Below are 21,012 nucleotides of genomic sequence, written 5' to 3'. Positions count from 1 at the left end.
AATAATCAACGAGCAGGGACAGCGCGCAGGCGGGAAGTGGCAGCCATTCCCTCATCGAAGTTGGTGAAGGTGCGCGCGTCGCGCACCGCGCCGGACAGTCCGTCCCGTTTCGGCGATCGCTCGGATAAACCGATCGACGTCGATGGCGATCAATCCTGAAGGACCACTCCGTCAGGGTCAGTGGCAAATATCCAAGGTGTGCAACCGGTGCAGTGGCCCTCCATCATCGTTGGATCAACGCAGAGCGACGAGCGGCCTCACAGCCGAGGGGATCCGGACGCGTTAACCCTGCTGGTTCGACGGTAGTTTGCCGCCTGAATTGACGTAGGCGCCATCAAATGCCGTCTCGACTGCGGCCGCCCCGACGTTCTTGGCACTGAGATCGAGAGCCCACGCCCGGAGAGCTGGAAATCCACGCGAGTGACAGGCGCCGGAGCAATGCTAGAAGATTGGAAGTCTGTACCGTGCCCTGGGCCGCTTCAGAGACAGACGAGCCTCCCTTTCGGGCGACATCAATCCAGCATGGGACCGCGAGTTCGGGGGCAGGTTGTCCTGCGATGATCTGTGACATGGCTTTACTCGCAATTCTGATTGCGGCGGGGTCTACGCCGTTGCTTCGGACTCACGATCGCGCTCGCGACACTAGCCGTATCGCCGTCGGCCCGGTTGGTAAAGCTATGATCTCGATAACCACCTGTAATGCCGCATGCCGGGCTGTGCAATCCCGTGAGGACCTCTTCTCGGGACCCATGCGTGGTCTCCGGCAAAGCATCGCCGAGGGACGCAGCACACACCTTCGAGCAGGGCTGCAGACGCCCTCGGTCATACCGATAACGGCCGGCTATCAACTCCATTGCGAGAGGTGATTTCCCTTCCGACCAACATGGACTCACTGTTCAATCCATCGTCGCCCGCCGCCGTATACGGGTCGAAGTCGACATTCTGTTAAACGATCGCAGCCAGGAGGCCCGACATGCAGATCAAGGAGACAATCGGCCTTTCATTAACCGGGTCTGTCGAAGGTCCGCTGTTGGAGGATGTCGTCGTGCTCGTGGACAGCGCCGGCGTCGCGCTTGGAGTGCAGCGCGCGTGCAACGCAAGAGTGCCTGGCGTCTGCAACGGTGATAGTGGATTCATCGCGTCCAGGTGCGTGGAGATCCCGGTCGTCGGGTCCGACGGCGGGGTCTGTGGGGTAATGTATCACAACGATCTGCCGTCCGACGGGGACGGCGCGGTCGCCTCAGGCGAACGAGAGAGAATAAGGGCGATAGCGGACATGGCACAATTCGCCGTCCACGACATCAACAATCTTCTCACTGTGATCGGCAGTGGACTGCGGCTGCTCGAGTGCCAGAGCGATGCCGGGCGCCAAAAGGCCATCATCGGCAAAATGCAGGAGGCGATAACGAGAGGCGCGTTGCTCATTCGGCAACTCCTCGATGAGGCGCGACCGCAGCCCAAGCCGATTGACGGGGTTGTTGCTGGCAATCGCCTCGTGGCGATAGCGGGAACGCTTGACCGGACGCTGCGTTCAGACATCACGGTCCGCACCGAGATCGCCACTGACTTGTGGACTTTCAATGCCGACCCCGAAGAACTGTACTTTGCTTTGCTGAATCTCTGCCGAAACTCGGCCGATGCTATGCCCGGCGGCGGCGTAATCACCGTCGCAGCCCGGAACGTCGAAGCCTCCTCTGGGGTGACTCGGGGGCTCGTCGAGATTGTTGTCGCCGACCACGGGGAGGGTATGCCCGAGGAGGTCCTCTCGCAGGCCCTCGACCCGTACTTCACGACAAAACCCGCGGGCAGCGGCACCGGCCTCGGGCTCCCCCAGGTCCAGCGCTTCGCCGAAGGACGAGACGGCGCGGTCTGTATAGAAAGCGTGCGAGGTATCGGGACGCTGGTGCGTCTTTTCCTGCCACGCGTGCAAGCGACCGGACTTCCCATCAGCATCGTCGGCACGTAGATCCCGCGCACGCCATCACCCGAGGACGGCATATACAATATTATCAACACGGCGCTGGCTACGCCGGCGTCGTAGCCAGCGCGAACATCTGGAGATTGCTTCAGCGATGCAGCTTATGATCCCGCCTGGCCGCCTCGACCGTCCGGTCGACCACGAGACAGACCATGTGCTCGGGCCCGCCAATGCCGAGATCACCCTCGTCGAGTACGGCAGCTACGCCTGCGCGCACTGTAGGGCTGCCAACGAGCGCATCGCGCAAGCACGCGACCAACTTGGCGACCGCGTCTGCTACGCCTTCCGACACAGGCCGCTCTCCGACAACAGTCTATCGTTCCGAGCCGCAGAGCTCGCGGAGCTTGCTCAGACGCCAGAGGCGTTCTGGTCCGCGCACATCAAGCTGATGACGCGGTCAACGCAGCTCACAGAGGACGACCTCGCCGCGGTGGCCGCCGACCTCGGCGTGGACGCCGACCTCACGCTCGATGACAGCGACGCCGTGCGGCGTGCGAGGGCGAAGGTGGAGGCCGACGTCGCAAGCTCACGCGCAAGCGGCGTGACATTCACGCCGACTTTCTATATCAACCGCCGGCGCTACGATGGCCCTTGGGATGAGAGCTCTTTCGTTGACGCGATGCTTGGCACGCTCGGCCACCGCGTCCGTACGGCAGCCTTGGACTTCGTGAGCTGGGGCCCGTCCGCCGGCATTTTGCTGGTCCTCGCGACCATAACGGCGATCGTCTTGACAAATTCGCCACTCGGGCTGGTATTCGAGGCGCTCTGGGACCAGGAATTCGGCGTGAACTTGGGCAATGCGGTCTTTCGGATGTCCATCATCCATTGGGTCAACGACGGCCTGCTCACTGTGTTCTTCCTCGTCGTGGGATTAGAAGTGAAGCGCGAGATGACAGTCGGCCACCTCGCAAGCCGCCGCTCCGCCGCACTTCCGATTGCGGCCGCACTCGGTGGCATGGCCGTCCCGGCGCTTCTGTTTGCGCTCTTCATCCCTGCGGGGCCGTGGTCGCACGGGTGGGGCGTTCCGATGGCGACCGACACTGCCTTTGCGATTGCCTTGATCGCCGTAATGGGTGCACGCGTCCCGGTTGAGCTGCGCATCTTTCTCGCCGCGGCCGCTATCGTCGACGACATCGGTGCAATCGTCGTCGTCGCCGTGTTCTACTCCGGCGATATCAACTCAGGCTACTTGGTCACGGCCGGCATCGTGGTCGTCGCGCTCGCGTTGCTCAGCCGGTCGAGAATCTATCTTCTCTCACCCTACATCCTGCTGGGCGTTGCGCTGTGGGCATTCGTCTACGCGAGCGGCCTCCACGCGACGCTGGCCGGCGTGGTCCTAGCGCTGTTCATTCCGACGCGCCCACCAGCCGATCTGGCCGCCCTGATGGCGCAGGCGAGCACCATCATTGCCTCGGAGGCCCGACACGAGGGCGAGGTTCTCAGGCATGGCCCCTCCGCACCGGCGCTGCGCGCACTCGATGCAATCTACGACAGACTTGAGTCGCCCGCCGACCGGCTGCTTCGGCACGCCGGCGCGCGGTCCAGTTACGTGGTCCTCCCGATCTTCGCGCTTGCAAATGCGGGTGTGGCGATCAATCCGGAGGTCCTCGCCGGACGTGGTTGGCTCATCGCGGCGATCGTCGCTAGCCTAGCCATCGGAAAGCCGCTCGGCATCTTCCTCGCGGCCGCCGGGGCCGTGCGTACGGGCATAGCCGCTAAGCCGGTAGAGTACACGTGGCGGCAGTTAGCTGGGGCTGGAGCCCTCGCTGGAATCGGTTTCACGATGTCGCTCTTTATCGCCGGGCAGGCGTTTCCAAGCGCGCTTGACTTCTCGGCCGCCAAGATCGCCGTGCTCGCCGCGTCGATGCTTTCGGCCATTGTCGGGACTGCTCTGCTCTGGGGAGCTTGGAACCGAGAGCTTACCGTAGAGGCGGCGCAGAGCGCCAGCACGCAACAATCATAGCCCGCCAAGGTTTATGGGGGCTCGCGAACAGGAGGTCTTTCGATGATTCTACCTATTGGTACGACAGTAGCAGTCGCAGACGGCGAGACGGTTCGGCTGTTCCACAATACGGGCGTAAAACATGGAGTGCACTTGGTCGAGATCACGTCGGCACCACCTGCGGTCACCCGCTCAGGCTCGGGTGCGCGCCATCACACCGGCTCTGCCAACCCTGATGGCCGGCGGCTCGCCGAGGACGACTTCGCAGCAGCGACGGCCGCGTTCCTTAACAAGCTCAGCCTGGATGGAGCCATCGAACACCTGGTCATTGTCTCCGATCCCAGAACCTTGGGGGAGATGCGCAAGCACTTCCACCGCGACCTCAAAGGCAAGATCATCCGCGAACTCGCGAAGGACTTTAGCCGGCGTCCGCTCGCGGACATCGCCTCACTGATCGCCGACTCTTAAGGCACCTCTGGAAAAGGCTGCCGCCGTACACCCCGTCAGTCATAACCTCCGCAAATAACTCATAGTTACCGACGACAACTACTGCTTTCGACCAACTTGAATCATAATTGTACGGGGTCACTGACCACCGGGACTGGGGGGAAAGACCGGGCATGACGAAGAGCGAGAACAAAGCTGCGACGGTTTCCCCTCTAGGGACGAAGCCAAGCAGACGCGACGCTGCCCGTGCGATGCGAAGCGCAACCGAATACCTGATCGCGACACGACAGGCCGAGCGCGCGCTTAAGGCGGGCAACCGGGCGCCGTCCTTTCGACTGCGGGACCAGCGCGGCGTCGAGGTCACGTCGGAAACGCTGCTCAGGAACGGCCCACTGCTCCTTACCTTCTACACTGGTGTGTGGTGCCCGGCGTGCGACCGGGACTTACGGGCGTTCGAATCCCTCCGGCCGTCGGTCGAGGCGCTGAGGGCGTCTGTCGTGAGCATCTCGCTACAGGCGGTCGCCGAGAATGCGAAAACCCACGCGCAATTGAAGCTGGGCTTTCCGATTCTCTCGGACCGCGGCGGCCGGATCGCCCAGCTGTTCGGTGTGCGCTGGTGCATTCCGGAAGTCCTGCGCGACATCCTTAGGAACAGCGGCATCGACCTTCCACGTCTCAATGGCGATGAGAGCTGGACGCTTACGATCCCGGCCCGCTTTATCGTCGATAGGGCAGGAGTCATCGCCTACTCCGAGATTAACCCCGGCCAGTTCGGCCGCTACCCACCGCGTAACGTTTTACCCGTGTTGGATCACCTGCACAACCTGCGCACCGCTTCGCCGCTGGAAGTGACTACGCCAGAAATCCAGCACCACAGCACCAGAAATACGCAGCGATGATTGAATTGTTCACTTGGCCCACCCCCAACGGGACGAAGCCTTCGATAATGCTTGAGGAGGTGGGCGTCCCGTACTCGGTCCACCTTGTAAACCTCGGTTCTGGCGAGCAGCGCGCACCGCAGTTTCTCTCCGTCTCGCCTAACGGAAAAATCCCAGCGGTCATCGATCACAACAGCGTGGGTGGCGCAAAGACGGTCTTCGAGTCCGGCGCGATTCTGGTGTACCTCGCGGCCGGCATGCTGCTGCCGGATGCCGGCGGCCGCCGCGAGCAAGCGATGTCATGGCTCTTCTGGGCGATGAGCGGCGTGGGGCCCACCTTTGGCCAGCTCATGCACTTCATCTCGGCTGAGGATGGGTCATCGCCCGCCGCCCACCGTTTCCTCGGCGAGGCTGTCAGGTTGGTACACGTCTTGGAGCGTAGGCTCGGGGAGGCGGCGTACTTGGCCGACGAGTACTCCATCGCCGACGTCGGGGCATTCACGTGGGTGAACTTCGCCATGCCGACGATCAGGAGCAATTCCCGCGACGCGCTCGGCGCCACGCCAGCGCTCGATCGATGGCTCGGCGATATCAATAGCCGACCGGCGGTCCAGCGAGGGCTGAGAGCGCCGAAGATCGTAATCGGCAGGGCCAAGCCAATCTCCTAGCGCCAAGCACGTTCCGTGTCGCGCTTGTTTGGCAAATTCTCCGTGGAAGGCACTTGTCCCTATGTCGCCTAGAGCCGGTCGCCTACTCCATGACAATCCTTGATGCTCATACGTTAGCCGCCACCTTTGTTCTGCTCTCAGCCGTACTTGGTGTGTTGCTGTTCCTCGCTTGGATCCAGAACCGCAAGGTTCAGGCACTGGCATGGTGGGGAGCCACCTTTTGTCTGCTTCCGATTGGGATCGGCATGGCGAACCTCGGGCATGGGGCAGCAGGCACTCCCAGCTTGCTCATCGCCAATGCTGTCGTGACCTTCGGCTACGGCCTACTGTATGCCGGCTGCAGGAACTTTAATGGTCGCCGGGGTGGAGTTCCAGCAAGCCTCATCGGCCCTGCGAGTTGGATCATTGCTTTCCCGTTCATCGACGGAACGTGCTGTGCCAGGCTTCTACTCCCGTCAGTGATCTCTGCGTCATACGCTGCGCTTTCGGGCTGGGAGCTCTGGAGGCATGCTCCTCAGCCTCTGGCCTCGCAGCGTATGGCCATCATCCTTCTGCCGAGCCTTGCTGCCGTGAATATCTTTCGGGGACTATTTGGACTGCCGCTGGTCTCAATCTTCTGGAATGACGTTCCGGGCAGTCGGTGGTCTGCCGAAATGGCGCTGTTTCTGGTGGTGTATGCCCCTGCGCTCGCCTTCACCTTCCTGTCTATGGCCAAGGAACGCGTTGAGGCCGATCACCGACGGGCGGAACAGGCGCTGCGTGAGAGTGAGGAACACTACCGTTACTCCGTGGAGTTGAACCCGGAGATCCCTTGGACGGCTAACGCCCGAGGCAGCCTTATCATGGTTTCACCCCGGATCTGCGAGGTAACCGGAACCCCCGTTGACGAAGTCTTGGAGAACGGATGGGCCGGGATCTTGCACCCCGATGACGTGGCACCTACTCAGCAGCGATGGCTGGATTCGGTATCAAGCGGAGAACCGTTCGACTCCGAGTACAGGGTGCGCCTGATCGATCAGAACTACCGTTGGTTCCGCGCCCGGGCTGCGGCCCGGCTCAGAGAGGATGGCTCGATCATTCGCTGGTACGGTACGCTTGAAGATATCCATGACAGAAAACTTGCAGAGGAACGTCTGCGCTGGGCGGCGTATCACGATGACTTGACCGGCCTACCCAACCGCAGGCTCCTCCAGGAGCGCTTGCAGCAAGCGCTCGACCAGGCCCGAACGACTGGGCGCGGCGCCGGCCTGTTGGTCATCGATCTCCACGATTTCACGCAGATCAACGAAAGGTATGGTCACGAAGCTGGTGACGAATTCCTAAAAGTGTTTGGCGCAAAGCTGACGCGCCTGGTGCGGACAACAGATACGGTTGCGCGCTTGGGCGGCGACGAGTTCGCCGTCGTGTTGCAAGACATTGGAGCCGAGGATGATGTCACAAGGATAGCTGGATCGCTTCAAACGCGGATAAAGGAAACGCTTCGGCTCAACACCAGGGTGCGGGAGTGCAGCACCAGCATCGGAGGCGCAGTCTCCGCACAGCATAATGCCACCGCGGAAGAGCTTCTGAAGCAGGCCAATCTGGCGCTATACAATGCAAAGGTAGCAGGACGCAGCACGTTCATGATGTTCCGGCCTATCATGCGTGAGGAGGCGCAGGGATTGGCCTCCGCGCTGGAACTCGCCCGTAGCGCACTGGCGCTTGATAGGATTGCGCCATTTTACCAACCAAAGATGGCACTGGCCTCGGGCGGCTTGGCCGGCTTTGAGGCGCTCCTGCGCTGGCATCATCCTGGCTTGGGCATTCAACCTCCCGATGCACTCGCCCCTGCTTTCGATGATCCTGAACTCGGCGTGATGCTCGGCGAGCGCATGCTCTCCCGGGTGATCAGCGATATACGTGGCTGGCGGGAGGCTGGGCTCGACCTGGGCCGGATCGCGGTCAATGCCTCGGCCGTCGAATTCCGCCGCAATGGCTATGCAGAACGTGTTCTAGATCTGCTCCACCAAGCTGGGGTGTCGCCGAGTTGCCTTGAGGTGGAGGTGACCGAAGGTGTGCTCCTCAACCACAATGCGGAGACAATCGAACAGGCACTGCGCACGCTTAGTGTCGCCGGCGTCACGATCGCACTTGACGATTTCGGCACCGGCTACGCCTCACTGGCTCATCTGAAGCGATTTCCGGTCGACGTGGTCAAAATCGACCGCTCATTTGTGAGCGAAATGGAGAGTAACGCAGGCGATGCGGCGATTGTGAGAGCAGTTCTGAACCTTAGCCACAAGCTTGGAATTCAGGTGGTCGCAGAAGGGATTGAGACACTGGCCCAAGCCTCACTTCTTTGGGAGCAGGGTTGCGAATTCGGACAGGGTTATTTCTTCGGCCGGCCTGTGGCCGGCGAGGACGTGCCGCAGCTCATTCGAGCCTGGTCATGCGGGGCGAACTGGCGGACGGGCGGGCGGGTCACCTGGCCCTCGAGTTACGCGCCAGATCGCTGAGTGCGGCAGGCATTTTGTCAAAGCATGGGGAACGAAATGTTCGAGCGAGGCTCTACCAGTACGGATCAACTGAACTGGGACACTCCGGACCAGATTGAGCAACTACTAATCCGCGCCTATGTTCGGCTCGTATACCGGCCGCGGCGGGCCAGCGCTTTTCGCGTCACTGTCGTGGTGGGACACATCGGACCAATTGACGTCCGTCTGACTGAAATGGAGCCGGAGGCCGTTGCCTTGGGTCAGCCGCCGTTCTGGCTTGAGATTTACTCTCATACCAGTGGCTCGACGATCGACAGCTGCGGTTGCTTTGCATTTGACGAAGACGAACTCGGCAGGGCAGTCGAGATGATCCTCGAAGCCACGCGCAATCAAATCATGTAAGGGCTGACGCAGGAGAGGTTTGCGCCCGTCCAGGACGGTAGGTGCAGGTTTAGTGACAATGAGAGAACCCAACATTACCGTGTTCGTCTCATCGTATGACCACCGTTTTCATACCTCAACGGCTAGACGCTCTATAAGCCGATGGCCGAGATGCGCTCGTATCGAATAGGCTGCTTCGCGCTTTCCGCTTGGCAAAGCATTGATTCAGCGAGTGGGAAACGCGGCAGCCGCGATGTTCCTGTCCAACAAGTCATTCACGCGTCTGCTCTTCGTTGACCCGGACATTCAGTTCTCCCCATCCAGGGTGCTTCGGCTACTGAAGTTAAACGATCCGGTGACCTGCGCCGGATGTCCGAAAAAAGGTTTTCGAAATCGCAAACCCATCGGCTTCGTCCCACGCGACATGGCACACATAAAGCGAATGCTGCCTGAGTCTACCGTCAACCTCTATGATCCTTCGGCTGCGGAGGGGTCGAGCAAGCTCCCCCGGATCATCGAAGGCCTCATCTGGGTCCGAGGTGCAGGGACCGGGCTGTTCCTTATAGGGCGGGATGCTCTTGAGCGGATCATCCAGCGTTATCCTGACCTCGGCTACAGGCCAGACGGTGGCTACGACTGGCCCGACGTCATTCGGAGCTGAAATGGGTTTTCAATCCCTGGTCGAGGAAAGTAGGATTGTGGCGGTGGACCTGGCATTCTGCCACCGGTGGAGAGAGGGATGCGTAGGGGAAATCTAGTGTGAAATAGACCCGACGCTTTCGCACCATAGCATTGCGGAGTTTCGTGGAAGCATGCTCGACATCCTGACGAGCCGCCGGAATCTGCGCCAACCTGCAATCTCACATGACGCTCAGTCAGCGTCGGATTCAGTGTGAACACGCCTCCTCCGACTTATTGATCCGGCTCGGGTGATCTTGAAATCTGCGGCCGAGCGATCCAGTTTGTCGGGATGAAACATGTAGACATGCGCAAGCTGCCCGCAGCCGCGCAAGAGGAGCGTCGGCGGCAGGTGATCGGCCTGCGCGAGAGCGGTCTGACCTATGAGGCCATTGCCGCGCAGGTCGGCCTGACCCGGACCGGCGTCTTCGACATCTGCCGCCGCTTCGCCGAGCAGGGCCGGGCGGGGTTGGTCAGCGGGACGCGGGGGCCGGCTCCTGGCACGGGACGGTTTCTCGAGGCCGAGCAGGAAGCGCAGGTGCGCGCTCTGATCAGCCGGCACACGCCCGACCAACTCGGTCTGCCCTTCGCCCTGTGGAGCCGGGCAGCAGTGCGGGAACTCATCGAGCAGTCCTGTGGGGTCCGGTTGGCGGTGCGCACCATCGGCACCTATCTGGCGCGCTGGGGCTTCACGGCCCAGAAGCCGCTCCGACGGGCCTACGAGCAGTCACCGAAGGCGGTGCGGCGCTGGCTGCGGCTGGAGTATCCGGCCATCGTGGCGCAAGCCAGAGCCGAGAAGGGCACGATCTTCTGGGGAGATGAGACCGGCTTGCGCTCCGACGATGTGCGCGGCCGCAGCTTCGCTCCACGCGGCCGCACACCGGTGGTGCGCCCCAGCCACAGGCGCGCGGGGCTGGGCATAATCTCGGCCTTGACCAACAAGGGCGAGTTGCGCTGGATGGTGCTCGATGGCGCCATCAAAGCCCCGAGCCTGATCCGCTTTCTCGCGCGGCTTATCCAGGAGGCTAGCGGCAAGGTGTTCCTGATCTGGGACAACCTGCCGGTCCATCGGGCCCGGGCGGTGCAGGACTGGTTGGCCGGGCACCAAGAGCAGATCGAGGTCTTCTCCCTGCCCTCCTATAGCCCTGAGTTGAACCCGGACGAGGGCCTGAACGCCGACCTGAAGCAAGCCGTAACCCGCAAGCCGCCCGCCCGCAGCAAGCCCGAACTCAAGCGCATCGTCATCAGCCACATGCGCCGGCTCGCCAAGTTGCCCGACCAGATCCGGAGCTACTTTGGGCATCCATCCTTCCGCTATGCCGCGTAGTTCAAGATCACCCAAGCCGGATCAATCATGCCCGATAACAATTGCATCGAACAGGATCACCGCGCCATCAAACGCCGTTTGCAACCCATGCTCGGCTTCAAATCCGTTGCCAGCGCCCGCGTGATCCTGGGCGGTATCGAGCTGATCCATATGATGCGCAATCAGCAGGCGAAATATGCCTGCAATCAGCGGCTGTCACTCGCCGAGCAATTCGAGGGGCTCGCTGCATGAGCGCATAACGAAGACCTGCTATTGTGGCGTCCCTACTCCGGATTCGCGACGGAACCCCGCTGGGTGAGCCTGTCCGGGATGGCGCCAGCAGATCGTGCTCGCGCATCAGCCGCAACACCCGGCGCAGTGAGGTGCGGATGCCCTTCAGGCGCAGGCGCGTCCAGACCTTCCGATGACCCTCGCCATGGAACGGACTGGCGGCCAGGACGGCGCGGATCTCAGTGGTGAGCACTGGATCGAACAGCGGTCCGACCGGACCGCGGCGCGGCCGGTCCGTCTGCGGGTTGCGATGGCGGTAGACGCTCGCCGCGGTCCATCCGGCAGACACGGGCCAGGCCATAAGGCCGGCCGCTGCTCGGCGAGAGGGCCCGGCTCATCGCCTCGACCTCCTCTGGGCTAAAGGGCGGCCGCTCTCCAGCAGGCTGATCTTGGCCTCCAGCAGTTCCCGTTCCAGCAGCATCTCGCCGAGCCGGGCCTTGAGCCGCTCGCTCTCCAGTGCCTCGCCGGTGGCCGGCCGGGTGGCGAGACTGACCTCGCCGGCCGCCAGGAAAGCATCGCGCCAGCCGCTCAGCGTGGCGGCCGTCACGCCCAGGGAGCGGGAGACCGTGTCCAGATCCTCACCGCGCAGCAGCCGCAGAACCGCCTCGCGTTTGCGCTGGCGCGACATGCGCCCACCGCGGCCCGGACCAGCCGCATCCTTCATCGTCTCTGTCATCGTCATCACCCTTCTGCGGATCCCGTCCGCTTACAGGGTGTCTCAGGAAACTGTAGGGCAGAGGAAGCTCTTGCTCCAACCCGTACCTCCTTCGCCCTGCGGGCCGTAAGTATGCCCTGAGCCTCCTGACGTAGCGACCAATCAATTGCCATCCGTTCATGTTTTCATCTCCCGCCTTAGCTCGTCGAGGAAGCGCCAGTCGGTAAATTTCGAGATAACGTCTTTTGGCGTCTTTTTGATCATTCTCACTTCAGACAGCCGCAGGGTGAAGAAACGCACAGTGTCTTCCGGGTTATACTCTCGCCACAAGCCGTAGCGTGCGTCCTTCAGGATCGTCAGCGCACACTCGGGTGAGAAGCCGACATCGGCCATCCGTCGCACCGCCATCTCTGGTTGCGTGTGGCAGATGTCAGTCGCTTTCAAGATAGCACGCAACATACGCTTGGTCGCGACCGGGTTCCTGCTCACAAAATCGGCGTTGGCGGTCACCATGCAGCAGAAATAGTTAGACCAGGGGCGATCATCGGCAGTATTGACGACGACGTGCCCGACGTTGCGCATGCACGGCTGCGAGGGCTCAGGCGGGGCGCCGATGAAGGCATCGATCTCACCGGCGGTGAAGAGGTCGGCCTGGCTCACCGACGAATTTGTCACCCATTTGATGTCCACTCCGGGGTCGACTCCAACATAAGAGGCCATCGCGCTCACCAGCAGATGATCTGCTGCGCCGATGGCGGAGACTCCCACCCGTGTTCCTCGCAAGTCCCCGATGCTCTTGATGCTGTCCTTGGCACGCAGTTCCATGCATCCCACGTGAACCCCGGATAGTATCGTCAAGGGTCTGCCGACATCGACAAGCGGGAGAAAGTCAACGCAGGCCTCAAGGCTGACGTCGATCTCGCCATTCGCCACCATGCCCGCTGAGATAATCGGTGTTGGCACATAGCGGACTTCGGCAAAGCCTTCTCCAAGAAGCAGATCTTTGGCGAGGTATAGTGGCGCCTGGCACGCGGCAGGGATTGCGGGGAGGCGGATGGTGGTCGTTTCCGGGGGCGGCTCAGCCCAAGCTGGTGCCGAGGTGCCGATAAGGCCTGCAGTGCCAGCAGCCGTTAGGCCAGCTAGGAAAGTGCGGCGATCTTGAATGATCTGCATCGGATCGGCCCTCCTGAATTGAAAAACGAGCAAAGAACGTAAGCGCGCCATGTGGAGCGGGAGTCTTGTGTTCTCCAGTCGCTCCGCGCGATCGATCCCCACCAACGATGAAGACAATTATACGCCCTATCTGGGCTGGCAGCGAGGACCCATCGTCTGGTTTGCGCGCCGCTCATTCGGATCATGGCTGCGTTTCACTCCGCTGCCGCGGGTTACACGTAACCGCTCCTCCCTACGACGACCCGATTGCTGCGGAGCTGGCGTAGAATGCACAGTGTTGCATCCGCTTGCATGGCTGCACCGATGGACAGCCCAAGCGTGAAATTCAGTTTTGCAGGCGTGAAGCTGGGCCGTTCTGGAACTCGGACGTGACCCGCCCACCAGACTTCGGCCCCCGGAAATCGGCAAGCTTGTAGCGGAACATCACGAAGCAGGGATTGCCAATAGACCTCGACCGCCTCGCCGCCGCGCTCCGCAGTGGTAAGGGCTGGTGCCGGCGGTATCCCAATCTGAGTAGGAGTTATGCCGCTGAGACTAAGGGGCTGTGTACCTATGAGGTTGACCAGTTTGCGAGTGCCGCCGAGCGGGATTTTCTCGAAATCAGCGGGATCGCCCGATTGGCAAGCGGTAAAGAGCGCCTGCCATGCCACTTGCTCTACTTCGCCGCGTCTGTCGTGCGGCAGGCCCCGTGAATCGGAACCGATCTTGTTCGGGTAGCGCGCCTCATCGCCATTGGTCGGGTGGGGCGCGATGGGAACTTTCTCGTTGTTGCCCGCGCAGACCGCTCGGGCTTCGAAGGCGCGGCGCTTGAACGCCGCGTCGAGCGGTCGTGGGTCCGCGCTCACAGGCTGCGCCGCGGCCGAGGCGATCCCGGGCATGCTCGACGGAGACGCAAGCACGGCGGCGCCAGCTGCGATACCCGCCCCGCCGAGCAGCGAGCGGCGTGTGACCGCGGTGGTGGGCAGGGCCGGCGATTCCAGATCGGAGTTAGTCGAAATGGTGGGGTGGTCAGCCATGGAGATCTCCCCCCTCGCAGGTACCGCTCTGGGACCCGCGATTTTCCCTTTTCAGGCTTCTATCCGGTATTCCCCAGATAGACGGGCAACCAACCAGAGCGTCAAATCGCTCTTGGGGTGAGAAGGCTATCGGCGGGGCGACGCTACCCACTCTGCAGCGTCGGGAAGTCCACTCCCGCGGGGGAGCGACCACTATCATTAGACGCCTCTTCGCTTTCGTAGGGAACTGCGAGCCTGTCCGGGATGTGTGCTGAGACACATCTGGATTATGAAAATTACACGGGAGAGAAATCGCCTGCGGTAGGCATTGAGGAGACGGAAGACCTGCCGGCGGGGGATCCGCAGCAGTTGCGCAGCCTCATTGACGGTGATGTGCCTTGTTGCATGGATAAGCGAGTTGGTAACCGGGATTGGGTAGCGTAGAGGTCTATTCGACTTCTGACCAAAGATTTCTACCGTGCCATTCAAAGACAATGCCGCTCGCCGTCACCATACTCCGAAGCAGCGGCACCGGGTGACGAATTGGGCCGAGTACGATGGGGCTCTGCGCCAGCGGGGAAGCCTCACGGTGTAGTTCACCGAGGAAGCCATCGCCGCTTGGCGGGCTGAGCCGCGCACGACACGAGGCGGTCAGCCGCATTATTCGGCCCTGGCGATCAGGACGGCGTTGATGCTGCGGGCAGGGTTCCGGTTGGCGTTACGCCAGACGGAGGGTTTGATTGGTTCGATCCTTCGGCTGTTGGGCCTCGATCTGACTGTGCCGGGTCACTCAACTCTGAGCCGTCGAGCCGAAACCCTCGAGGTGCCGAGGCCATGTTCGCGCTTCGGAGGGCCGGTTCACCAGCTGGTCGACAGCACTGGGCTGCGGCTGTGTGGGCCCGGCGAGTGGCTGACTGAGAAGCATGACACCCTCAGACGACGATCCTGGCGCAAGCTGCACATTGGCGCCGACCCTGAGGCCGGACAGATCCTCGCCTCGGAGCTGACCGCCCGCGATGGCGAGGATGGCTGGCGGGTTGAGCCCTTGCTTGACCAGATCACAGTTCCACTCGCGTCTCGCGTCGTTGACGGAGCCTACGATCAGGCCAGCATCTACCGCACCGTTGCCAGGCGGGATCCTGAGGCTGACGTGATCGTTCCGCCCCGATCAACGGCGGTGCCGAGCGATGCGCCGGAGACCGGGCGGACTCAGCGCGACCGGCATCTCCAAAGGATCGCGCAGCATGGACGCAGGGGTTGGCAGAAGCGGTCCGGGTACACGCGTCGCGCCCTGGTGGAAGCCGCTATCAGTCGGTTTAAACGAGTGATTGGAGATGCGCTGTGTTTGCGGACCGACTGACGTCATGCGACCGAGGTCGCTGTCGCAGTTCAGGCCTTGAAGCGAATGCTCGGGTTCGGACGCCCGAAGTCCGTCCGCATCGCCTAAGCAAAGGCATGGAGTGGGCTCCGTGTGCTCACCAACCGATCCATGCAACACGCTCTATCCCTTCAACTCCTTCCGTAGTTCGTTGAAGAAGCGCCAGTCGGTGCCCTGGGCCAGGAGCTTCTGGGGGGTGCTCTTGAGCATCCCGACCTCGTGGAGGCGCAGGGCGTAAAAGCGCAGAGTGTCCTCAGCGCTATACTCACGCCACTGACCATAGGGGAGCGCCTTCATGACCTGGAGGGCATGGTCATAGCGCTGAGTATAGCCCTGATCCACCATGAACTGCGCGGACTGCTCGGGCTCACTGGCGCAGAAATCCGCCGCTTTCAAGATAGCACGGAGGGCGCGTTTGGTGGCCACCGGAGACGTGCGGACGAACTCCCGATTTCCGGCCAGCATGCAGCAGAAGTATTGCGACCAGGGCCGGTTCACGGTGCTGCTAATCACCACATGGCCGATCCGCTGCTCCCGCATCTCCTGCGGTTCGGGGGGAAATCCCAGGTAAGCATCGATCTTCCCCTCCTTTAGGAGCCGGATGGACTCGGGCCCCGGATGCGTGACGAGTTGTATGTCCTGACGGATGTCTAGGCCCACGTAGGCAGCTATACTAGCGAGAAAGACGTATCGGCTGGAATCTAGCGTCGGCACGGCCACGGTCTTCCCCTTGAGGTCACGGATCGTCTGGACGCGATCGGTCCCGAACAGCTCAAAGCAGCCGACGTGGAGTCCTGCCAGGATGACGATGGGATCCCCGACCTCTAAGCGCAGAAGGAGCGGGGCGGCGAAATGCCCATTGAGGTCGGCTTCACCGGAGGCAAGGGCCGCCTCGATATCTGCGGTCCCTTCTTTTTGCAGGAAATGCACCTCGGTGAACCCTTCGCTGCGTAGCAGTTCTTCGGCTACATATTGGGGGGCTTGGCAGATGCTGGGGATCCGGACGAGCCGGATCCGCGTCGTCTCCGGTGGTGGTTCGGCAGCCGCTTGCCCGGGGTGCCAGCCCAGGAGCCCCGCTGTCCCCGCCAGCGTTATCCCACGCAGGAACCTCCGGCGGCTGAATGGTCCAGCGTATAGGGTATGCATGGGAACCTCCCTTCCAACTGCTGGCCTGTATTACAGGCTGCAAAGCGATACCTGTCGAACCGCTTGGCAGACAAAGATCCTTCTCGCCTCCTGTCAGTCCGACGCTTACCAGACTTACATCTGGCACGAGCCTCAATGGCGGCTCGGTGCGTCAGAAGAACCGTCCGGAGACACTCCGGCACTGGAGTGCAAAGACCACTCGCTCATGTCTTCAACTCACGCTTGATCTCATTGAGAAAGCGCCAATCGGTGCCGCTGGCGATGATCTTCTGTGGGCTCGACTTGATCATTCCCCCTTCACGGAGGCGCAACGAGAAGAACCGGATCGTGTCCTCCGGATCGATCTCTCGCCATTTAGCATAGGGAATTTCCCTCAGCGACTGGAGTGCTGAGGTATAGCGCGGGGTATACCCGTCGTTGACCAAAAGCTTGGCCACACCCTCCGGATCCGAGACGCATAGATCATTGGCCTTGAGCATAGCGCGGACCACCCTCTTGGTGGCTCCCGGATATCTCGCGGCATAAGATGCATTGGTCGCCAGCATGCAGCAGTAATACTGCGACCAGGGACGGTCCTGGATGCTATTGACGATGACATGGCCAAGCTTGCGGGTACGCAGTTCCTGGGGCTCGGGTGGAAACGCAAGGAAGGCATCAACCTTGTGCTGTGTGAACAGCTCCATAGGCTCGACATCGCTAGTCACCCAACGAATGTCCTTGAGGGGGTCAAGCCCGACATGGGTCGCCATCGCACTCACGAAGAGGTGCGGATCTGATCCCAAGGAGTTTCCCACACCAACACTTCTTCCCTTCAGGTCGAGAACACTGTTGATGCCCTCATGAACAAACAACTCGTAGCAGCCCACATGCGTGCCGCTGAGCACCTTAATGGGTTCTCCCCGGTCAATTAGAATGGCAAGGGCGATGCTGAACTCAACGCTGAAGTCCACCTCGCCCCGCGCCAGCAGCGTTGTCGAGGACAGGCCGCCTGGTGTGTCCACATAGCGGAAATCCGAGAGTCCGTCAGCACGGATCAAGTCTTCGGCCACATATTGCGGTGCCAGACAGATTCCCGGAGTACGCGCGAAGCGGACAGAGATCGTCTCAAGCGGTGCCTCTTCGGCAAGAGCCTCCCGGTGACCGAACAAAGGAGCAAGTCCCATTGCGGTAAGGCCGGCCAGTATGTTACGGCGTGTCTGAATCGTATCCATGGAGCGCCTCCTCCTGTTGATCTTGGATCGGCCAGAGCAAACCTTCTGTTTGGACAGGAACCTGCCGCAGTGCGCTAGCTTTCTCCTTCGACGACAATGGTCCGCGATTTGGAGGTATATTTCTCAATGACAGCGTATATTTGAGCCGGGAGCGAAGTCGCTTTGGTTCCCTCAAAGCACGTCTCCTTGCTCGGCTTCTTGACCCGTTGCCGCGGATATCGGCTCGCCACATGGACCACGCCATGAAACAAGCTCAAAGGCTGGGACCGGCTTGCGGAACCCCTTCAGCGTCAGATCGCCAACCGGACTGACGTCGATCTTGCCGTGAACAGAAGAGAGAACCTTCTGACTTAGCAGGATTTGGCCCGGCTTCGCCTCGCCGCATAGCCGGCTTGCGAGGTTGGGAACCGTGCCGATGACCGAGTATTCCTGCCGATGCTCGAAGCCGACACTGCCCAACGTCGCGTATCCTCGGGCTACGCCAACGCCGAAGCCAAGGTTATGCCCTCGCTTCCGCCAGCCCTCGGCCAGGGCACGAATGCGCTCGCGCATATGGAGTGCCAGCCTCACCGCACGCTCGGCATGATCCTGTTGTGGCAGCGGATCGTTGAACAGCACCAGCACGCCGTCGCCGACAAAGCGCTCCAGGGTCCCCTCGAACTGCAGCACGAGCTGCCCGATCGCAGTGTGATACTCCCGGAGAACGGTTATCACTTCCTCTGGCTCAGCCGTCTCGGCAAAGCCCGTAAAGCCACGCAGATCCCCGAATACGACCGTGACGTCGCGCCGGTGACTCTCCAGGGGATCCGTGCCTCCCCGCCCTGCGACCACAAGATCCGCCACTTGAGGCGGCAGGAACCGGCGCAGGCGCTCCATTCGCCCGATCTGCTCAACCTGCTCAGTGACGCGCTGCTCGAGACGCTGGTTCCAGGCAGCCAGTTCTCGGGCCTGATCTTGGACAGTGTCGTGCAGCGCCTTGATCCGGAGCATAGACCGGACCCGCGCCAGCAACGCGGCATGGTCAATCGGTTTGGTCAGGTAATCGTCGCCACCAGCGTCGAGGCCATCCACCACGTCCCGTGGGTCCGACTTGGCGGTGACCAGAATGACCGGGATGTGCCGGTGGGCGGCATCAGCCTTGAGTCGGCGGACGGTCTCAATCCCGTCGAGCCTGGGCATCATGATGTCCAGGAGAACCAGATCGGGTTCAAGCTCCGCGACCCGGGTGAGCGCCTCCTCCCCGTCGACGGCCGTCGCAACTTCGTAACCTTGGCTCCGGAGCCGGCGCGTCATCAGGTCGAGGTTCTGCGGCGTGTCGTCGACCGCGAGAATGAGAGGCACGTCACGCATGGCCGTGTGTCCACTTCATGCGAGATACTCCTGAACCTTCGCCAGCAGCTTGCGCGGACTGAACGGCTTGGCGACATAGCCGTCGCAGCCGGCCTCACGCGTCTTCGCCTCGTCGCCCGCGAGGGCATAGGAGGTGACAGCGATGATCGGAATGTCGTGCAGGGCCGGGTTGCTCTTGATGCGCCGAGTGGCGTCATAACCATCCACCAGCGGCAATTGGATATCCATTAGGATCAGGTCGGGCCGGTGTTGCTCAGCTTGGGCTATACCCTCCTCGCCATTGACTGCCTCCAGCACATCGAAGCCTGCCCGCGTGAGCAGATCGCGCAGCATCTTGCGGTTGTGCCAGGTGTCCTCCACCACCAGGATGCGCTTCATCATGCCGCCTCCATGACTTCGCCCGCCTGAAGCGGGATTCTGATCCGGAAGGTGGAACCCTGCCCCGGGGTGGATTCGACAGAGATCGTCCCGCCATGCATCTGAACGATGTGCCGTGAGATCGCGAGCCCCAAACCGGTACCGCCCTTTTGCCGGGTTGAGGAATTGTCAACCTGCTGGAAGGCATCGAAGATCCGCTCCTGGTCGGCCGGAGCGATGCCTGGACCTGTGTCGGTCACGGCCAGCTCCAGCAGGTCACCGATCGCCGTTGCGGCAATAGTGACCCAGCCGGCGTCAGTGAACTTGATGGCGTTTCCGACGAGGTTGAGGAGGGCCTGGGTGAGCCGCCGTTCATCACCCCGCCCAAGCGGGAGATCCTCCGCGATATTGACCTGCACATCGAGGCCCTTGGCCTGAGCGAGCGGCTGAGCGACGGAGACCACGGCCTCAATGACCCCCTGAACGGCATACTCATCAAGCACAAGCGCAAGCTGCCCGGCCTCAATCTTCGACAGGTCGAGCACGTCGTTGATGAGCGCCAGCAGGTGCTGGCCGTTTGCCTGAACGTACTCCAGGATCTCATGGGCCTCACCAGTGACACCCCCATAGACGCCGTCGAGCAGCATCTCCGTATAGCCGAGGACCGCATTCAGAGGAGTGCGCAGTTCGTGGCTCATGTTGGCCAGGAACTGCGACTTGTGCTGGCTGGCAATCTCGAGCTGATGGCTCTTGTCCTCGATTTCGCGGAACAGCCGCGCGTTCTGGATGGCGAGCACCGACTGGTTCGCGAAGGTCTGCATCAGGTCCACGGTTCGCCTGGGAAACTCCGCTTGCTCCCGCCGCATCAGCACGAGCGTCCCGAAGACCCGTTCCGCCCGGACGAGCGGAACGACAAGAACGCTCCGGATACCGGCCTCGACAGCGGCATCGCGCAGCGGCCAGTTCGGCAGTTCCATGATATCACTGACAGCGACAGGGACATGCTGCCGGATTGCACTCCCCATGACCGTCTCAACCTCGAGAATCCGAATGTGGCGGATCCGCTCCGAAAAGACTTGGTCAAGGCCGCTCGCCCGCCATAGAACGAAGGCGCGGTTCGTTCTATCATAACGGAAGAGCCCGCAGGCATCCGCTTGCCCTAGCAGCATCGCCCTGCTTGAGACCAGATCGAGGACCTGGGTCAGGTCAAGGGGTAGAGTCGAGGATGGGCGCGGTAGCTTGGACCATGCGGCAACGCCCCGTTTCCCATCCCCGCTCATCGAACCGGACGTGCGGCGCTACCGCATCCGGCTCTCCGACCAGCTTCATCGCAAGGCCCACGGCGAGGCAGGTCGGGGCAAGCGTTCCAGAGCCAGCACACCGCGTTCACCATGGATCACGTCGTAGGTGAACTGTCGGGTGCCGCGCCCATGCACCTTATGCCGTCGGGCGAGGAAGGCACGCACGCGCTCAGTGACGTACTGGTCCATCCCGCGAAAGGCCGGACGAGATGTTCCATAGGCGAAGTAGTTCGACCAGCCGCACAGGGACCTGTTCAGCGTGTCGCGCACTTCTTCCCATGGTCCAGTGTGGCCGGGCGTCAGCAGGTTGGCGACCTTCGTCTTGAGCCGTTGCACGCTCTTCTTGGACGGGCTCGCGCCCAGATACCGTCGGCCGTTCGCCTTGTAATAGTGAGGCCCGAAC

The 21,012-nt window shown here is 61.8% G+C and carries 18 protein-coding genes and 3 pseudogenes; 12 read left to right on the top strand and 9 right to left on the bottom strand.

Features of this window, described 5'->3' with window-relative positions; translation table 11 throughout:
- Positions 1-36 precede the first annotated feature (36 nt).
- From NF876_RS14130 to NF876_RS14080, 11 genes and pseudogenes are all read left to right on the top strand, one after another.
- Positions 37-159 (top strand): hypothetical protein, encoded by a 123-nt coding sequence (locus NF876_RS14130; protein ID WP_262269431.1) that lies wholly within the window; start codon positions 37-39, stop codon positions 157-159.
- Between the two features lie 814 nt (positions 160-973).
- Complete coding sequence (locus tag NF876_RS14125; protein WP_262269430.1) at positions 974-1,966, top strand: ATP-binding protein; 993 nt, start codon at positions 974-976, stop codon at positions 1,964-1,966.
- A gap of 106 nt (positions 1,967-2,072) precedes the next feature.
- Entirely contained in the window at positions 2,073-3,941 is a 1,869-nt protein-coding gene (gene nhaA, locus NF876_RS14120; protein WP_262269429.1) for a Na+/H+ antiporter NhaA, read from the top strand.
- A gap of 42 nt (positions 3,942-3,983) precedes the next feature.
- Positions 3,984-4,388, top strand: a complete 405-nt coding sequence (locus NF876_RS14115) for a baeRF12 domain-containing protein (protein ID WP_262269428.1) — start codon at positions 3,984-3,986, stop codon at positions 4,386-4,388.
- A gap of 152 nt (positions 4,389-4,540) precedes the next feature.
- On the top strand, positions 4,541-5,266 hold the full coding sequence (locus NF876_RS14110) for a peroxiredoxin-like family protein (protein WP_262269427.1): 726 nt from the start codon (positions 4,541-4,543) through the stop codon (positions 5,264-5,266).
- Positions 5,263-5,913: a glutathione S-transferase family protein gene (locus NF876_RS14105; RefSeq protein ID WP_262269426.1), complete on the top strand. Its 651-nt coding sequence runs from the start codon at positions 5,263-5,265 to the stop codon at positions 5,911-5,913. Before NF876_RS14110 ends, NF876_RS14105 begins: the two co-directional genes overlap by 4 nt.
- An 89-nt stretch (positions 5,914-6,002) precedes the next feature.
- Positions 6,003-8,408, top strand: coding sequence for a putative bifunctional diguanylate cyclase/phosphodiesterase (locus NF876_RS14100; RefSeq protein WP_262269425.1), 2,406 nt, complete (start codon positions 6,003-6,005; stop codon positions 8,406-8,408).
- Between the two features lie 36 nt (positions 8,409-8,444).
- Positions 8,445-8,789 (top strand): hypothetical protein, encoded by a 345-nt coding sequence (locus tag NF876_RS14095; RefSeq protein WP_262269424.1) that lies wholly within the window; start codon positions 8,445-8,447, stop codon positions 8,787-8,789.
- 232 nt (positions 8,790-9,021) lie between these two features.
- A complete protein-coding gene (locus NF876_RS14090) occupies positions 9,022-9,429 on the top strand; it encodes a hypothetical protein (protein ID WP_262269423.1) in 408 nt (135 codons plus the stop codon).
- Positions 9,430-9,738: 309 nt separating this feature from the next.
- The gene (locus NF876_RS14085) at positions 9,739-10,773 is read left to right on the top strand and encodes an IS630 family transposase (protein WP_262269422.1); all 1,035 of its coding nucleotides are present in this window, start codon (positions 9,739-9,741) and stop codon (positions 10,771-10,773) included.
- 36 nt (positions 10,774-10,809) lie between these two features.
- Positions 10,810-11,004: pseudogene (locus tag NF876_RS14080) on the top strand (DDE-type integrase/transposase/recombinase); the annotation flags it as partial.
- 19 nt (positions 11,005-11,023) lie between these two features.
- Here the strand turns inward: NF876_RS14080 and NF876_RS14075 are convergent.
- The 3 genes and pseudogenes from NF876_RS14075 to NF876_RS14065 all read right to left on the bottom strand — a co-directional run.
- A pseudogene (locus tag NF876_RS14075) lies at positions 11,024-11,728 on the bottom strand (IS3 family transposase); the annotation flags it as partial.
- Positions 11,729-11,875: 147 nt separating this feature from the next.
- A complete protein-coding gene (locus NF876_RS14070; protein WP_262269421.1) occupies positions 11,876-12,871 on the bottom strand; it encodes an ABC transporter substrate-binding protein in 996 nt (331 codons plus the stop codon).
- A 212-nt stretch (positions 12,872-13,083) separates the two neighbouring features.
- Positions 13,084-13,887 (bottom strand): twin-arginine translocation signal domain-containing protein, encoded by an 804-nt coding sequence (locus tag NF876_RS14065; RefSeq protein ID WP_262269420.1) that lies wholly within the window; start codon positions 13,885-13,887, stop codon positions 13,084-13,086.
- Between the two features lie 457 nt (positions 13,888-14,344).
- On the opposite strand from NF876_RS14065, the pseudogene NF876_RS14060 reads away from it, so the two are divergent.
- Positions 14,345-15,313: pseudogene (locus NF876_RS14060) on the top strand (IS5 family transposase).
- A 54-nt stretch (positions 15,314-15,367) separates the two neighbouring features.
- Here NF876_RS14060 and NF876_RS14055 read toward each other — a convergent pair.
- The 6 genes from NF876_RS14055 to NF876_RS14030 all read right to left on the bottom strand — a co-directional run.
- Positions 15,368-16,390: an ABC transporter substrate-binding protein gene (locus NF876_RS14055; RefSeq protein WP_262269419.1), complete on the bottom strand. Its 1,023-nt coding sequence runs from the start codon at positions 16,388-16,390 to the stop codon at positions 15,368-15,370.
- A 203-nt stretch (positions 16,391-16,593) separates the two neighbouring features.
- Entirely contained in the window at positions 16,594-17,601 is a 1,008-nt protein-coding gene (locus NF876_RS14050) for an ABC transporter substrate-binding protein (protein ID WP_262269418.1), read from the bottom strand.
- A 171-nt stretch (positions 17,602-17,772) separates the two neighbouring features.
- On the bottom strand, positions 17,773-18,951 hold the full coding sequence (locus tag NF876_RS14045; RefSeq protein WP_262269417.1) for an adenylate/guanylate cyclase domain-containing protein: 1,179 nt from the start codon (positions 18,949-18,951) through the stop codon (positions 17,773-17,775).
- A 15-nt stretch (positions 18,952-18,966) separates the two neighbouring features.
- Positions 18,967-19,332, bottom strand: coding sequence for a response regulator (locus tag NF876_RS14040; RefSeq protein WP_315975037.1), 366 nt, complete (start codon positions 19,330-19,332; stop codon positions 18,967-18,969).
- Positions 19,329-20,588: a sensor histidine kinase gene (locus tag NF876_RS14035; protein WP_262269416.1), complete on the bottom strand. Its 1,260-nt coding sequence runs from the start codon at positions 20,586-20,588 to the stop codon at positions 19,329-19,331. Before NF876_RS14035 ends, NF876_RS14040 begins: the two co-directional genes overlap by 4 nt.
- Positions 20,589-20,633: 45 nt before the next feature.
- A partial coding sequence (locus NF876_RS14030; protein WP_315975036.1) for a group II intron maturase-specific domain-containing protein occupies positions 20,634-21,012 on the bottom strand: 379 nt, incomplete at its 5' end.

The organism is Microvirga yunnanensis (assembly GCF_025460875.1).
Note: the sequence above shows the minus strand (reverse complement) of the source record. Positions and strands in the feature narration are given on the sequence as shown.